Genomic DNA, 15220 nt, shown 5'->3' on the forward strand with positions numbered 1-15220 from the left:
TCGGCTGTGATGTCGCGCATACTTATATCGCCGTTTATGCAAATGCGAGAATTCTATTCCGCCTGTCGTATAAGCTATATCAAAAATGAAAACACCGGCCTCGTGTTCGCGAAGCCGGTGTTTTAATGTGTTTCAAAGTATCAGACCTTTCCGGCCTTTTTCTTCAGTGACTTGCCGTGATTTGCAATCCAGTCCATCGCGGCCAGAAGTACGCCCGAGACGACGAAAACCAGATGGATCACAACCATCCATTTGATGTGGTCTGCCGAATATTTTGCCACATCCATGAACACTTTAAGAAGATGGATACCGGAAATCGCAACGATAGAGGCAACCAGCTTGAGCTTGAGCGCCGAGAAATCCACTTCGCCTTGCCAGTCAGGACGATCCTTGTGATCTGCAAGATCCATACGGCTGACGAAGTTCTCATAGCCTGCAAAAATCACGATCATCAGAAGATTGGCGGCAAGGCTGAGATCGATGAGTGCCAGTACTCCAAGAACGGCGTCGTTGACCGTCATGGTTGGGATCATCCAGGCAAGATGCCAGAGCTCAACCATGAAAACCCAGACCAGAATGACCAGCGCTAAAGCCAGCCCTATATACATAGGCGCCATCAGCCAGCGGCTGGCAAAGAGACTGCGCTCAATCAAACGTTCCATAAATGCTCCTGAATTGGCAATAGAATGAGAACTCGATAATGAGTTTCAGCCAGCAAATGGGAATAGCCCGGACAAATTGCGAGTGCAATTTAACGTAAATATCCGATACTCTGCCAATTAGCCATTTACGAGTGACAGCACGAGCTGTTCGACATTGCCGCCTGAACCCATTTCCACGCGGTCAAAATCACGGCCCTGCTGACGCTGAACAGCAACGAGTGCATTGATACGATTTATCAACTCGCGACGCATTTTCTGGCATTTCGGATCGTTTGGGATGGAAAGCCCAACGGTCGTGCGAACGATCTCGCGCGTCATGTCCTTGGCGGTTTCGCCATGCACGAGCTCATGCTTATAGATCCCATCATAGAACCGCTCCCAATTTTCTTTCACGGGAGAAGACAGCTTCTGCGATGGCTTTGGCAGCGTATAAGTGATTTTGAGTTTTGGCTTTGCCGATACAATCGTGCAGCCATTGTTGGAATTATCGAACTTACGGTCCCATGTCAGCACGAAGGTCGTATGCGCTATCACGCGGGATTTTCCAGCTTTGGGACCGCGCTCACCAATGGATTCATAAAGCTGCATGCCGGTATGTCCACTAATCGCGTAGGGCTTTATGATTTCAACGGCTTTCCAGTCGTCCTCTGCCTGCGCCTGACCCGACATCAAAACACCGAAAACAATTCCAACCACAGCTATGCGCACGAGAACTCCAAGCCAATCCAGCAAAATCACTGTGCGCACGCTACATTATCACGGCACGAGGCAGAAGCCCTTTCGCACCCTCAAAGAACCAAAATAAATTTTCTGATATGACAGCACATCGGGAATGATTGACTATATCTTCATATTTTCGTAGATACGTAGCTATGAACAATAGCAACCCAATCGACCCGGGTGTAAAAACCCACCTCGCGGCCGACAAGGCAAGTGAATTTCTCAAAACAATCGCCAACAATCACCGGCTTATGATCCTTTGCCGGCTGCACGGAGGTGAGAAGTCAGTGGGACAGCTTGCCGAGTTGATCGGCCTGCGTGACTCCACTGTTTCGCAACATCTGGCATTGTTGCGGCGCGAAGGCATTATTGCCGGACGACGTGACGGACAAACGATTTGGTATCGCGTTGAAAGCGATATTGCGCAGCAGGTGATGGCGGTGATTTGCAAACATTTTCAGATGCCAGCAAACGGCTAGTTGGTGACTGAAGGCAACTGCTTAAGTGACTATAAAGAAGTAAAGACCATGACTGACCAGACCATCGCCAGACGCAATATTTTCGTGTTGACCGCAGCTCAGGCACTGGGAGCTGCAAGCCCACCGATCATCATTTCCCTGGGCGGGCTGGTCGGCCAGCAGCTTTCTTCCGATCCGGCGCTGGTCACACTTCCCGTCAGCCTGTTTAGCCTTGGCTTAGCGCTTGGCACCTTGCCTGCCGCCTTCATCATGCGATCATTCGGGCGCCGCAACGGCTATCTGCTGGGCGCATGTTTTGGCATCACGTCAGGTCTTGTGGCAGCGCTTGGCATCTTCACAAGCTCGTTCCTCATTTTCTGCCTTGGCACTTTTATCGCAGGCTTTTATGCGTCTTACGTGCAAAGCTATCGCTTTGCGGCAACCGATGCTGCAACGGGCGCACTGAAAGCGCGTGCCATTTCTTGGGTCATGGTGGGTGGGCTGATAGCAGCGATTATCGGGCCGCAACTTGTTATCTGGACGCGGGATGCGCTGCCGGAAACGCCCTATGTCGGCAGCTTTATCAGCCAAGCAGCACTCGCACTGCTCGCTATTCCTGTACTAATGCTGTTTCGCTCGCCAAAGGCCGCAAAAACAGCGGCATCCGGAAACAAGGGACGTCCATTGACGCAAATATTGCGTAGCCCGCGCTATATGCTAGCCGTTGCTGCGGGTGTCGTTTCCTATGGTCTGATGACCTTCGTGATGACCGCAGCACCCATTGCCATGGTCGGCCACGGTCATTCGATCGATCATGCGGCACTCGGCATTCAGTGGCATGTGCTGGCGATGTTTGCGCCGAGCTTCTTCACCGGCCTGCTGATCACCCGTTTTGGCAAAGAGCGCGTCACCGCCATTGGCCTCTTCATCATCGCGCTTTCAGCAATCGTTGCCTTATCAGGGCTTGATCTCACGCATTTCTGGATCTCGCTGATCCTGCTTGGCATTGGCTGGAACTTTGGTTTCATCGGTGCAACGGCTATGGTTGCTGATTGTCATAGGCCAGAAGAGCGCGGCAAAGCACAGGGCGCAAACGACTTCCTCGTTTTCGGAACAGTTGCTTGTGCATCTTTCTTTGCCGGCTCACTGCTGCATTCATCTGGCTGGGAAACGATCAACTGGCTAATCTTCCCGGCAGTCGCACTCATTCTTGTGCCGCTGGTGTGGCAATCTGCACGAAAGCAAAAAGCCAAAGTTATAGCGTAACAAAAAGCCCGCCCTGAGTAATCAGGGCGGGCTTTTCTTTCAATCACCAACAAATCTTATTGTTCGATTGTGCGGTTCCAGCGGCTGTTAAGCTGCTGACGACCTTCGTTCACGGCATCCCAATCCAGCGTGTTGGCTGTTTTCATGTAACCGTTAAACGCATCAAGCTTGGCCTGTGCTTCTGGCGTACCAGCCTTGGCCTTCTGGTTCGACGGGATCACGTTGCCATGATCAAGCGCCTTGCTCTGTGCATCAGCCGAAAGCAGATAATGTGCAAGCTTCTGACTGAGTTCTGGTTCGTTGTTTCCAGCGAGAACACATTCGGTCACTGCGAGAACAACCGAGCCTTCCTTTGGCTGTGCGTATTCAACCGGAATGCCCTTGTCCTTCAGGTTGTTGACGCCGGTTGGTGTCAGCGGGAAGATTGCAGCTTCACCAGTCTGAACCATTTCCGAAATCTTGGCCGATGATGGAATGAATTCCAGAACGTTTTTGCCAATGGTGTCCGGGAACTTTTCAAAACCTGGCTCGAGGTTCTTATCGTCGCCGCCCTGAATGCGGTTGAACATCAGGAATGCATGCAGACCAAAGGTCGAAGCAGAAGCCGACTGGAACACAACAGCCTTGTTGAACTTCTCGTCTGCAAAATCCATCCACGAGGTTGGTGCAGCCCAGCCCTTTTCGTCAAAAAGCTTCTTGTTATACGCAATACCGGTCATGCCCATATCGACGCCGATTGCCATGTCGCCCTTCAGACGCGCTGCTGGCTGAATGTCAGCGAGAACTGCATCATCGGTAATTTTATGGCAAAGACCGCCATTGATCGCACGGACCATCACGCCGTCATCAAGCAGCATGACGTGCATCTGAGGGTTGTCCTTCTGTGCAGTTGCTTTTGCGAGAATATCAGCCGAAGTGCCCGGAACGACAACAACCTTTACGTCGTTTGCCTTCTCGAATTCTGGCAGAACGTTCTCGGTGTAAGCCTTTTCCATGTTGCCGCCATTCATACCGATATAGAGCGTCTTGGTCTGAGCCGACGCGCCCGATACAAAAGCGACCGACAGGCCGAGTGCCATTGCCGTCATTGCGGTAATATGTTGATTTTTCATGCTTAGTTCCCTTCCATGTTAAGCTTGATATTCGTTTGAGTGAAGCGATTGATCGAAAAGGCTTCGATCGGTGTTTCTGTTTCGCCTTTGGTCGCGAGATCGCACAGAACTGCGCCCACAGCGGGTCCGGTCTGAAAGCCCGCACCATTAAAACCAAAGGCGTGATAAAGATTTTTGACACGGCCACTTGGGCCGATCACCGGATTATCATCCGGCATTTCCGCTTCGGTGCCCGACCAGAAGCGAATGACCTGCGCATGTTTGAGATGCGGAAACAGCTCTATCGCCCGCAGCATCACCGATGACGCCGCATTGACCGAAGGCCGCGAGAAATCCGGGTTTTCGAGCGGTGTTCCGCGCCCACCGCCCATCACATAGTTGCCGCGCGTAACCTGACGGCCATAAAAGCCGCCGCCCTCTTCGCCAAGGCTCATCGGCAGACGCTGTGGCATCGGCTCTGTCACAACCATTGTGGGATAAATGCGCTTGAGAGGAACTTGCTCACCGAACGATGCGGCAAACTTATCCGACCACGCACCCGCACAGTTGAATACCATGCCTGCATTAATCTCAATGCCGTCACCGGCCAGTACTGTGAACCCGTCGCCTGTCGAACGCACCTCATGCACAGGCGTATTTTCCAGCACCGTTGCGCCAAGCGCTTTTGCAGCGCGTGCAAAAGCAGGCGACACCAGACGCGGATTGGCATTGCCATCTTCTGCACAAAGCGAAGCACCGGCCACATCACCCGGCAGCCATGGAAAGCGTTCGCGCACGGCATTGCCGCCGATCAGCTCAAGCTCCAGTCCAAGCGGCTTCACTTTGGCTGCATAGGCTTCAAGCTTTGCAAATTGTTCAGGTGTGCGCGCCAGTTTCAGATGGCCGCTACGCATATATTCGCCGTCAATACCGATCAGCTCCGGCAGGCGTCCCCAAAGATCGAACGAACGTTGCGCAAGCGGAATCTGCTCCGGCTCACGGCCCTGTCTGCGCACACCGCCATAATTGACGCCGCTTGCCTGCGCACCGCAAAAGCCTTTATCCAGCAGGATAACCGAGAGCCCCGCTTTGCGCATGAAAAGCGCTGCTGAGCCGCCGACAATACCACCCCCGATAATCAGTGCATCAGCCTGAAGGCGTTTTGTCATGGCAGCACCTCGTGCTGAGACTTCGCACCAAAGCCAAGCGGGATCGGCTTGACTGGTGCCTGCGCACGAATGCGCCCCGCCTGCGAAGGCGACTTATCCTGCATGGATGCAAGCAACTCGGCAGCCGCCGCACTGCACATGCGGCCCTGACAACGGCCCATGCCGACACGACTCAAAGCTTTGAGCCGATTGATTTCCTGCGTCTTCGCATTGCTGATGACATCGCGCGCTTCACCAAGGCTGATTTCTTCGCAACGACAGAGCGTCACATCCTGACCGACGGTTTCAAACCAATCACGCGGGAACGGAAATGCCTTTTCAAGGATAAGACGCTGACGATAGATCGCATCAAGCTCGCGATGAAGACGCTGTTCAAGCGCTGCATCTGCCGTGCCACCGAGATCGCGGATCATGGCGATTGCCGCCAGTTTCCCGCGAATTTCGGCTGCATCCGCACCGGCAATTCCAGCACCATCGCCCGCAACATAAACGCCGCTCTCGCTTGTGCGCCCCAGAGTATCCGCCACCGGCAGCCAAGCACGGTCACGCTCGTTAAAGCCAAAATCACAACCTGCGAGATCGGCAAGCTGGGTTTCAGGCCGCAGCGCAAAACCATAGGCCAGTGCATCGCATGCGATCTCGCGTTGGCGATTGCCGGAGCGATAGCGAATGCCTTCGACATGACCCGCGCCAAGCACTTCATCAGGCCGCACATTATAATGGATTGGAACGCCGCCAAGCTTCAGCCGCAAACCGTAATAAGCGCCGAGCGCCACGATGCGCGGTGCGTGAAGAGCCAAATGCGCCAGATGAAATTTTGAACTGAATGAGGCAGTATCAAGAACCGCTGCAACTTTTGCACCAGCATGGTGATATTGCCATGCCACCAGATAAAGCAGAGGGCCAGAACCCATGAAAACCACGCGCTCGCCAATCGTGCAGCCTTGTGCTTTCAATGCCGTTTGCGATGCGCCAAGCGTATAAACACCGGGCTTTGTCCAGCCGGAAAATGGCAGCACGCGGTCAGTCGCACCCGTTGCAAGCAGCAAGTGGCTATAGGGCAATTGCACATGAGCACCGGCTGACATCAGATCAAGACGATTGGTCTGATCGCGTGAAATGTTCCAGACCAGCGTTTCCGGGCGATAATCAATCGCATCGCGCAAATGATCAAAGGTCTGATGCAGCGCTTGCGCCTTATGTGCTTCCGAACCGTAACGCGCTTTATAGCTGCGGCCATCATCAAATGGCGGACGGCGATAAATCTGTCCGCCAGCGCGCATGCCTTCATCCAGTACAATCGGACGATAACCGGCTTTGACCAGCATTTCCGCTGCACGAATACCAGCAGGACCAGCGCCCACGATTACCGGATTGAGAACCGTACTCATGCGAGTGGCTCCGTCACAAAGGACATGCCCTCTTCAAGCAGCGTCGTGCAGGCGCGCACGCGCCCGCCGCAGCTCATCATGACATGGCAATCCTGACATGCGCCGATCAGACAAAACCCTGCCCGTGGCTCGCCGGTAAATTCAGTATGACGCACTTTGCTCTGTACCGAGAGAATTGCCGTCAGCACCGTATCGCCGCGACGTCCCTGATAAGGGACGCCGTCGAGCAGAAAACCGACCGGCTGTTCATCCAGACGATAACGTCTGCGGAACTGGGGCGTGAGAGGCGAGGTTGAAACCGCCATGTGTATGCCCCTATCAACCCTTGCCCACAAGGACACGGTCGAGACCAAATAGACGGTCGATAATTACCATGGTCACAGTCGCGACAAGGATCATCAGCGCCGAAACGGCCGCCATCATCGGATCGATGGATTCGCTTGCATACATATACATGCGCACAGGCAGCGTAACGGTGGATGGCGAAGTGACGAATATCGACATGGTCAGTTCATCAAACGAATTGATGAAAGCAAGCAGCCAGCCACCCGACAATCCCGGCAGAAGCAACGGCAATGTCACGCGGCGGAACACGGTCCATTCGCCAGCACCCAGCGTACGCGCTGCGTTCTCGGCATTACGATCCATGCTGCTCAATGACGCCAGAATGAGGCGCAGTGCATAAGGTGTAACAACAATAACGTGGGTTGCGACCAGCCAGCCGAACGAACCGGTCAAGCCCATCAGCGAGAAGAGACGCAGGAAGGCGACACCCAGCACCAGATGCGGGATAATCAGCGGGGACAAAAATAACGCGTTCAGCGCATCGCGGCCACGGAAATTATACTGCGCAATCGCAAGGCCTGACGGCACGGCAAGCAATGTCGAAATCGTGGCCGAAAAAATTGCGAGCTTCAGCGAATTCGAGAACGACGTCATGAAGTCGTTATGCGCGAATACGGCATAGAACCAGCGCAACGAAAAGCCGTTCCATGGCATGGTCAGCGTGTTTTCAGGTGTGAAAGCCACAAGACAAACCACGACCATTGGTGCCAGCATGAAAATGACGACCAGCGTGTGAAAGAAGAGTGCGAAAGGACCGTTCTTTGTCATTCGGTTATCCCAGCTTCTTTCTCGCTTGCCCTTCGAGCATGCGATTATAGGCAATCATGATGAAGAGGTTGGCGACGAGAACGATGATCGCAATCGCGGCACCGAGCGGCCAGTTGAGCTCAATGAGAAACTCGTCATATACAACCGTGGCTGCCATCTTGAGACGACGGCCACCCAGCAGACCCGGGATCGCAAATGAGCTTGCCGAGAGTGCAAACACAATCAGGCTACCCGACAGAATGCCGAGAACCGCCTGCGGGAACACTACGCGGCGCAGCGCCGTAAAGCGCGACGCACCAAGGGTAAGCGCTGCCGCTTCAACCGTCGGATCGAGTTTTTGCAGCACGGTCCAGACCGGGATCACCATGAACGGCAGCATGATATGCACAAGGCCGATCACGATTGCCGTTTCTGTATAAAGGATTTGCTGGGCGGGCAGGCCGACAAATTCCAGTGCACTGTTCACAAGCCCGTTGCGGCCTAAAAGCATGCTCCAGCCAAAGGTACGCACAACAACCGAAACCAGCAGAGGACCGATAATCACCAGCAGGAAAATCGAGCGCCATGGCGCGCGCATATTTGACAGAATATAGGCTTCCGGCACGCCGATAATAACCGCAATGACGGTGGTAATCAGCGCAAGGCGCAACGTACGCCAGAAGATGTTCAGGTAATAAGGGTCCTGAAGTACCTGCGTATAATTGGTGATTGTATAGACGGCTTCGATGCCCTTGTCATAGCTGTAGCTGTTGAACGACAGCATGACGGTGAGTGCCAGCGGCAAAAGCACCAGCGCGAAAAACATCAGAGTGGATGGGCCTGTCAGAAAGACCGGCATCCAATTGCGCCGTTCTTTCGTCTCCCCAGAGACTGATTGAGCACCTGTTTGGTGAGCGACACTCATGATCAGTGCGCTCCCTTATTCAGGATGCGGCAATCGTCATGGTTCCACTTGAGGCCAACATTGCTGCCTTCAATCGGCGGCGGGTTGCCGAGGTTTGGCAAGGCTACATTCAGCATACCGGCAGGGGTTAAGACGCCGAGCAGCCACTGCGCGCCCATGAAATAGCGGGTTTTGACTTCACCGCTGACATGGCCTTCATCGGCATCCACCAGATGCACTTTTTCAGGACGGATAAACACCGACACTTCGCCAGAAGCAGATGCATCCTTGGCTGGGAAACGGATCTGCGTATCGGCCAGCGTAATATGCTCGCCATCGGCATGGGCTTTGAGGAAGTTCGATTTCCCAACGAAGTTGGAAATGAAGTGGTTATGCGGATGCTCATAGAGCTTATACGGCGCATCAACCTGCGTAATCAGGCCCTTTTCCATAACTACGACACGGTCGCTAATCGACAGCGCTTCCGCCTGATCATGCGTAACCATAATAGTTGTGATGCCAACCGTGCGCTGAATGCGACGCAGTTCAAACTGCATTTCTTCGCGCAACTGCGCGTCGAGATTGGAAAGCGGCTCATCGAGTAACAGCACCGGCGGGTTGATGACCAGCGCCCGGGCAATCGCCACACGCTGACGCTGACCGCCCGACATTTCACGCGGATAACGATCCGCAAGCGCACTCAGACGCACCAGTTCCAGCACATCGCGAACGCGCTTTTCGCGCTCAGCCTTTGGCACTTTGCGCATCTCAAGCCCGAAGCTCACATTCTGCGCCACTGTCATATGCGGGAAGAGTGCATAGCTCTGGAACACTACGCCCAGTTCGCGCTTGGCTGGTGCAAGACGGGTGATGTCTCGATTATCAAGCGTAATCGTGCCCGATGATGGCGGCACAAGACCGGCGATCATTTGCAATGTCGTGGTTTTGCCACAGCCCGAAGGTCCGAGAAGCGAGATGAACTCTCCCTTTTCAATCTCCAGATTGAAGTCATTTACGGCAGCGAACTTGCCGTAATAACGGGAAATATTGGAAAGGGTCAAAAAGTTCATTGCGTCTCCCTCTCGGCAAGACCTCCGCCATAGGCTGGGGGAACGGAAGCGCCGTGATGTTGTCTCACGTCGCCTCTTCGATAGGGCTTGGCTGGCGGGAGCGGCTCGACCGCGCCTTATTTGGCGCCGATCAGACTTGGTTCGTTTGAACGCATGACAATCCGGTCAGGTTTGCGACCTTAGCGTTCCCCGTACTTCAAGATAAAACCGCCGATCCGCTTATAGCATCTATCCTGATGCCTTTGCCGGACCTTCCCATTGGCGACGGATTTTAAATGGCAGAAAATTTTGAACGATTACAAATTATAATTTTCAATTCCGGAAGAAATTATATATTTATTTTAAAATACAAAATTTGGAAGCAATTTAATGGATGATATATCAGAAAATATGAAATCTGGCACCTCGCTTAACTCAAGTCTGGTGAAGGCAATTCATATTTTGAAAGGTCTAGCCACCAGCCACGAGGACGGCGTCCGCCTGATTGATCTCGCCCGCGATCTGGAATTAAGCCAGCCTTCGACCCATCGTTTGTTGAAAACACTGATTGCCGAAAGCCTTGTCGAGCAGCTTCCCGACAAGAAAGCTTATCGCCTGTCGCTTGAGTTTTTCGCCATGGCCGCACAGGCGCGCCAGCGCGATGGAATTTTAAGCATTGCCCGCCCGTCGCTGCTCAGGCTATCGACAACGTTTAACGACACCGTGTTTCTGCTGGTGCGCAGCAATTTCGATGCCGTCTGTCTCGATCGCGTGGAAGGGCCGTTCCCGATCCGCTCTTATACCGGCGACATTGGCGGCAAGGTGCCGCTCGGTATTGGTCAGGGCAGCCTCGCAATCCTGTCTTTCCTACCGGAAGAAGAGCGCGAAGCCATCATCCGCTTCAACATGCCTCGCATTCTGGACAAGGCAACGCTTGACGAAGTGGACCTGCGCATCATGATCGCAGAAGTGCGCGAAACCGGTGCCTCCACCTACAATTTCAACATGATTGACGGCATGTCGGGCTTGGGCGTTCCAGTATTAAACCGCAATGGCGAAGCGGTGGCAGCACTCAGCATTGGCACGCTGGCTTCGCGACTAACCGAAAAACGTCAGCATACGATCACAGAGCTTTTGCAGCGTGAAGCAGCGACAATTTCTGAAAAACTGAACCCTTTTGACCCGACTTTACGCCATCCTAGCCAAGCACTTGTGAAATAGCTAGGCATTGTAACAGGAAGCACCTATGGCCCGTAAAATCATTATCGATACTGATCCCGGTCAGGATGATGCAGTCGCTATTCTTTTGGCTCTCGCCAGTCCTGAACTCGATATTCTTGGTATTACAACTGTTGCAGGAAATGGCCCGTTAGCGCGCACTGCCGTCAATGCCCGCACCATTTGTGAAGTGGCAAAAAAGCCAGATACCAAAATCTTTGCGGGCTCCATCCGTCCTCTGCTGCGTCCGCTGGTTACGGCTGAGGAGGTTCATGGCAAGACAGGTCTGGATGGTTATGATCTGCCACAGCCCACAATGCCGCTGCAAGCGCAGCATGGTGTTGATTTCATTATTGAAACCTTGATGAGAGAGGAGCCGGGCACTGTTACTCTTTGCCCGCTTGGGCCACTTACAAACATTGCGTCTGCTCTCATTCGAGAGCCGAAGATTGCAGAGCGCGTGAAAGAAATCGTGCTGATGGGCGGCGGGTATTTTGAAGGCGGCAACATTACGCCATCTGCCGAATTTAACATCTATGTTGATCCCCATGCGGCATCGGTCGTCTTCAAGTCGGACATCCCGATAACCATGATGCCGCTCGATGTGACGCACAAAGTTCTGACCACCGAGAAGCGCATCGCAGCAATTCGTGGCATCGGCACCCATGTCGGAGAAGTTGTCGCCGCATGGCTGGGGTTTTTCGAACGCTACGATGAAGCAAAGTATGGCACCGACGGCGGCCCACTGCACGACCCAAACGTCATCGCCTATTTGCTCAAGCCAGAGCTTTACGCAGGCCGTCATTGCAATGTCGAAATCGAGATCAGTTCTGAACTCACAATGGGACAAACGGTCGTTGACTGGTGGGGCGTAACGGATCGTCCGAAGAATGCACTTTTCATCAAAGATGTCGATGCTGATGGCTTCTTCACGCTGCTGACCGAACGTCTCGCAACGCTTTGAACTCATCTATCAATGCTGAAATCAAAGAATTGCCACGAAAAGCCGCAAGATTCACAATCTCGCGGCTTTTTTGGCATCAACGTTTTATTGCATTTTTTGCGTTTAGTGCTGATTTCGTAAAAGTTCAGCGACTTCTTCAGCAGTCGGCGCAGCCGATCCAGCACCCACGCGCGTCACTGCAATGGCACCGGAAGCCGACGCAAAGCGCACGCAATCATGCAGCGACTGACCCTGCGAATAAGCAACCGCAAAACCACCATTGAAGCTGTCGCCCGCCGCAACCGTATCGACCACTTTCACCTTGAATGGTTCGAAGTGCTTAACCTCATCAGCGCTCACGAGCAGTGAGCCGCGGCCACCAAGCTTGACGATTACGATCTTCGGTCCGCGTTCGAGAAGCTTGCGCGCAGCGGCTTCCGCCGACGCAATATCTGTTGGTTCAATGCCGGTAATTTCAGCGGCTTCGGTTTCATTGGGGGAGATTATTTCGCTCAATGAAATCAGATCAGCCATGTGGCTCGCGTCACCCACCGGGGCAGGGTCGAGCAGGACAGTGCCGCCGGCGGCCTTCACGGCTTTAGCAACTGCGAGATTAACCTCATGCGGGACTTCACGCTGCAAAAGCGTGATCTTAGCCTTAGCAATATCTGGCTCGTAAGCCTTCACATCTGAAGCAGTCCAGTTTGCATTGGCGCCAGCGCAAACAACAATCGTGTTCTGCCCGGCCTCTTCAACCTGAATAATTGCAATGCCGGTATCGGCACCATCAACCATCCGAACACTATTGGTATTCAGGCCGAACTGCTGTATTTCTTTGATAGCCAGTTCGCCAAAAGCATCTTTGCCGACGGCACCGACAAAACGAACGTCGCCGCCAAGCTTTGCTGCGGCTACAGCCTGATTGGCGCCCTTGCCGCCAAGGCCGATGCCATAGCCGGACGCATTGATTGTCTGGCCCGGACGCGGCAGTGCGGCCATTCTGGCGCTGACATCCACATTCACGCTGCCAAAAATAAAAATTTTCAACGCAATACTCCCTAACTTCTTTGGAGCAAACCATAACGGTGCTTGGCAAAAACTTCTACGCTGCGGGGAGGACGATTCACAAATAACAATTTCTAGATCAAGCTTATCTAGTCGTGCGGGAAACCATGCGAAGCTCGCTATCATCACGGTCTTAAAAAAAGCGGTCTTCATAACAAAAATTGGTGTGGGGCAATTTTCTACTAATTTTGTCGAATATGAAAAACCGATCCTCGGATGTTAATGACTTGCATGCTACTCATGAGCAAATTTGAGAAGTTTTAGAAGGCTGACCCCATGGCTTCGACGGTGACCTATCTTCGCAATCCGCGCTCCGAAATATCTGAGGATCTGACAGCTCCCGTTGAAGCGGTTGAGCTGAAAACTGCCATGCGCCAATTAGCAGGTGGTGTGAGTGTCGTGACTGCAGGGCGTGGTGAACATAAATCCGGAGCGACGGTTACATCCGCGACCGCACTGTCGATGGATCCACCCACGATCATCGTCAACATCAATCGTGGCTCTTCCGTGTGGCCGGTTATCAGTCGCCACAACCATTTTTGCGTTAATATTCTGTCGTCAACTCAGCAAGAGATTGCGGATCGCTTTGCCGGCAAGGGTGGCATTAAAGGTGCTGCGCGTTATGAAGGCGCAGAGTGGTTTGAATTGGAAAGCGGGGCACTCGCACTTTCTGGCGCGCTGTCATCAATTGACTGCGCAGTCGATGACGTGATCGAACGCCATACACACGCAATTATTATCGGACGCGCATTGAAGATTGTATCAAGCGCTGGTGAACCGCTTGTTTATCACAATGGTGGCTATCGCTCGCTCGTATTCTAGTTCGCAATAGTTGCAACTTGCCTGTGATGCCATGCTGATGTCGGGTTTGTTAATCCTGTAGAATATGCTGCGCGAATGTATCGCCAGCATATTCAGAACGCAGTAGGCCCACTTCAGACAAACGCGGCATCAACTCATCAAGCGCAAGATGCATTGACGATGTCGAGCCGCCAGGCGCGGTGATAAATCCATCGATCGCTCCGGCGTCTGACCATTTCTGGATTTCCTCTACCGCATCATCGACCGTACCAATCACCTGCCAATGTGCAGCGCTGATGACTTCCGGGCGGCGCAAAAGATCATTGATATAGAGCGTTTCTTTTAAAAGAAGCCGCTGCAACAATCCGGCGTGAGTTTTGCTGCGGGTCTTTTCGGGCGGCGGCGGCAAATCGGATGGGCTGATAGGCCGATCTTCGGGCCAGTCAGTCAGATCAAGCCCTGTCATGTCCCGGATATAGGTAATCTTCCGCGTGCGGTCGCCGCGCTTATGCGTATCGTGGAACAACTCCCAAGCCTCGGCGCGTGAAGCGGCAAGATACAGGCTCAAACCGGGAAGCAGGCGAACATCGTCAGCTTGACGACCATGCGTTTCAGCCAATGAACGCAAATCATTGCGCAAGCTGATTGCCGCTTCGATATCAGGCGTTGCAGAGAAAATGCCATTTGCGACGGAAGCTGCAAAATTGCGTCCCGCTGGCGATGCTCCAGCCTGAAACAGCGGAATTGGAACTTCTTCAAGCGAAGGAATATTGAGCGGACCTTTGACTTTGAAGAAGTCGCCTTCGTGATCTATCGGCTTGATTTGCGATGGGTCGGCGTAATGCCCGGTGGCACGGTCGCGTTTCAAAGCAGAGCCTGGAAAGCTCTGCCACAACTCTTTTACGATTTGCGTAAACTCTGCGGCGCGCGCATAGCGCTCGTCTGAGGTTGGCATCTCATCAAGACCGAAATTTACATTGCCGTCGAGCGCGGTAACAATATTCCAACCCGCCCGGCCTTTGCTTAGATGATGCAGCGACAAAACTTGCCGCGCAACCACATAGGGCGGCATAAAGGTAGTTGAAACAGTGGTCAGAAGTCCGATTTTTGAAGTCTCGCGCGCAAGTGCTGCCATCAGCACAGTGGCATCAAGACTTGCAAAACCCGGCGTTGTTTCCATGATTTGGCTGTTGAGAAACAGATTGTCAGGCCGAAATACGAAATCGAGTTTGGCTGCTTCAGCGCGCTGCGCAATATCGACATAAAAATCAGAACCAAACACGCCTTCAATGTCGCTGTTGTCATGTCGCCAACCATCATTGCTCAGCCAGGTCGGAGCGAGAGACATACCAATATGAAGCTTTTTGCGCGTGGTCATGTTTAATTCCGGT

General features: G+C 53.2%; 16 protein-coding genes. 5 read left to right on the plus strand and 11 right to left on the minus strand.

Going from position 1 to position 15220, the window contains the following annotated elements; genetic code table 11:
- Positions 1 to 140 precede the first annotated feature (140 nt).
- Together ACOZHT_RS10260 and ACOZHT_RS10265 are read right to left on the minus strand one after the other, a co-directional pair.
- Positions 141 to 662 (minus strand): TIGR00645 family protein, encoded by a 522-nt coding sequence (locus ACOZHT_RS10260; protein ID WP_310013570.1) that lies wholly within the window; start codon positions 660 to 662, stop codon positions 141 to 143.
- Between the two features lie 117 nt (positions 663 to 779).
- Positions 780 to 1331, minus strand: a complete 552-nt coding sequence (locus ACOZHT_RS10265) for a DUF922 domain-containing Zn-dependent protease (protein WP_339513080.1) — start codon at positions 1329 to 1331, stop codon at positions 780 to 782.
- Between the two features lie 203 nt (positions 1332 to 1534).
- Here ACOZHT_RS10265 and ACOZHT_RS10270 point away from each other — a divergent pair, with 203 nt between their 5' ends.
- Both ACOZHT_RS10270 and ACOZHT_RS10275 read left to right on the plus strand, forming a co-directional pair.
- Entirely contained in the window at positions 1535 to 1861 is a 327-nt protein-coding gene (locus ACOZHT_RS10270) for a metalloregulator ArsR/SmtB family transcription factor (RefSeq protein ID WP_339512941.1), read from the plus strand.
- Positions 1862 to 1909: 48 nt separating this feature from the next.
- Entirely contained in the window at positions 1910 to 3106 is a 1197-nt protein-coding gene (locus ACOZHT_RS10275; protein WP_339512939.1) for an MFS transporter, read from the plus strand.
- A 56-nt stretch (positions 3107 to 3162) separates the two neighbouring features.
- Here the strand turns inward: ACOZHT_RS10275 and ACOZHT_RS10280 are convergent, their stop codons facing one another.
- The 7 genes from ACOZHT_RS10280 to ACOZHT_RS10310 form a co-directional block, all read right to left on the minus strand.
- Entirely contained in the window at positions 3163 to 4218 is a 1056-nt protein-coding gene (locus ACOZHT_RS10280) for an ABC transporter substrate-binding protein (RefSeq protein ID WP_339512937.1), read from the minus strand.
- A gap of 2 nt (positions 4219 to 4220) precedes the next feature.
- Positions 4221 to 5366 carry an FAD-dependent oxidoreductase gene (locus tag ACOZHT_RS10285; RefSeq protein ID WP_339512935.1) on the minus strand — a complete coding sequence of 382 codons (1146 nt, stop codon included), beginning with the start codon at positions 5364 to 5366 and terminating at the stop codon, positions 4221 to 4223.
- Positions 5363 to 6757 (minus strand): FAD/NAD(P)-binding oxidoreductase, encoded by a 1395-nt coding sequence (locus ACOZHT_RS10290; protein ID WP_339512933.1) that lies wholly within the window; start codon positions 6755 to 6757, stop codon positions 5363 to 5365. Before ACOZHT_RS10290 ends, ACOZHT_RS10285 begins: the two co-directional genes overlap by 4 nt.
- Entirely contained in the window at positions 6754 to 7062 is a 309-nt protein-coding gene (locus ACOZHT_RS10295) for a (2Fe-2S)-binding protein (protein WP_339512931.1), read from the minus strand. The genes ACOZHT_RS10290 and ACOZHT_RS10295 overlap by 4 nt, the downstream gene beginning before the upstream one ends.
- 13 nt (positions 7063 to 7075) lie before the next feature.
- Positions 7076 to 7870, minus strand: a complete 795-nt coding sequence (locus tag ACOZHT_RS10300) for an ABC transporter permease (protein ID WP_339512929.1) — start codon at positions 7868 to 7870, stop codon at positions 7076 to 7078.
- Positions 7871 to 7874: 4 nt separating this feature from the next.
- Positions 7875 to 8708 (minus strand): ABC transporter permease, encoded by an 834-nt coding sequence (locus ACOZHT_RS10305; RefSeq protein WP_339513078.1) that lies wholly within the window; start codon positions 8706 to 8708, stop codon positions 7875 to 7877.
- 68 nt (positions 8709 to 8776) lie between these two features.
- A complete protein-coding gene (locus ACOZHT_RS10310) occupies positions 8777 to 9823 on the minus strand; it encodes an ABC transporter ATP-binding protein (RefSeq protein ID WP_339512927.1) in 1047 nt (348 codons plus the stop codon).
- Positions 9824 to 10192: 369 nt separating this feature from the next.
- On the opposite strand from ACOZHT_RS10310, the gene ACOZHT_RS10315 reads away from it, so the two are divergent.
- Together ACOZHT_RS10315 and ACOZHT_RS10320 are read left to right on the plus strand one after the other, a co-directional pair.
- Positions 10193 to 11023 carry an IclR family transcriptional regulator gene (locus ACOZHT_RS10315; protein ID WP_421565669.1) on the plus strand — a complete coding sequence of 277 codons (831 nt, stop codon included), beginning with the start codon at positions 10193 to 10195 and terminating at the stop codon, positions 11021 to 11023.
- 25 nt (positions 11024 to 11048) lie between these two features.
- On the plus strand, positions 11049 to 11984 hold the full coding sequence (locus ACOZHT_RS10320) for a nucleoside hydrolase (RefSeq protein ID WP_339512923.1): 936 nt from the start codon (positions 11049 to 11051) through the stop codon (positions 11982 to 11984).
- Positions 11985 to 12086: 102 nt separating this feature from the next.
- Here ACOZHT_RS10320 and rbsK read toward each other — a convergent pair whose 3' ends face one another.
- A complete protein-coding gene (rbsK, locus tag ACOZHT_RS10325; protein ID WP_339513076.1) occupies positions 12087 to 12962 on the minus strand; it encodes a ribokinase in 876 nt (291 codons plus the stop codon).
- Between the two features lie 342 nt (positions 12963 to 13304).
- On the opposite strand from rbsK, the gene ACOZHT_RS10330 reads away from it, so the two are divergent.
- On the plus strand, positions 13305 to 13850 hold the full coding sequence (locus ACOZHT_RS10330; RefSeq protein ID WP_339512921.1) for a flavin reductase family protein: 546 nt from the start codon (positions 13305 to 13307) through the stop codon (positions 13848 to 13850).
- Positions 13851 to 13899: 49 nt separating this feature from the next.
- On the opposite strand, the gene ACOZHT_RS10335 is transcribed toward ACOZHT_RS10330, so the two are convergent.
- Positions 13900 to 15207 (minus strand): NtaA/DmoA family FMN-dependent monooxygenase, encoded by a 1308-nt coding sequence (locus ACOZHT_RS10335; protein ID WP_339512918.1) that lies wholly within the window; start codon positions 15205 to 15207, stop codon positions 13900 to 13902.
- Positions 15208 to 15220: the final 13 nt, after the last annotated feature.

Origin of the sequence: Ochrobactrum sp. EDr1-4 (assembly GCF_049199085.1) — a bacterium.
GTDB lineage: Bacteria > Pseudomonadota > Alphaproteobacteria > Rhizobiales > Rhizobiaceae > Brucella.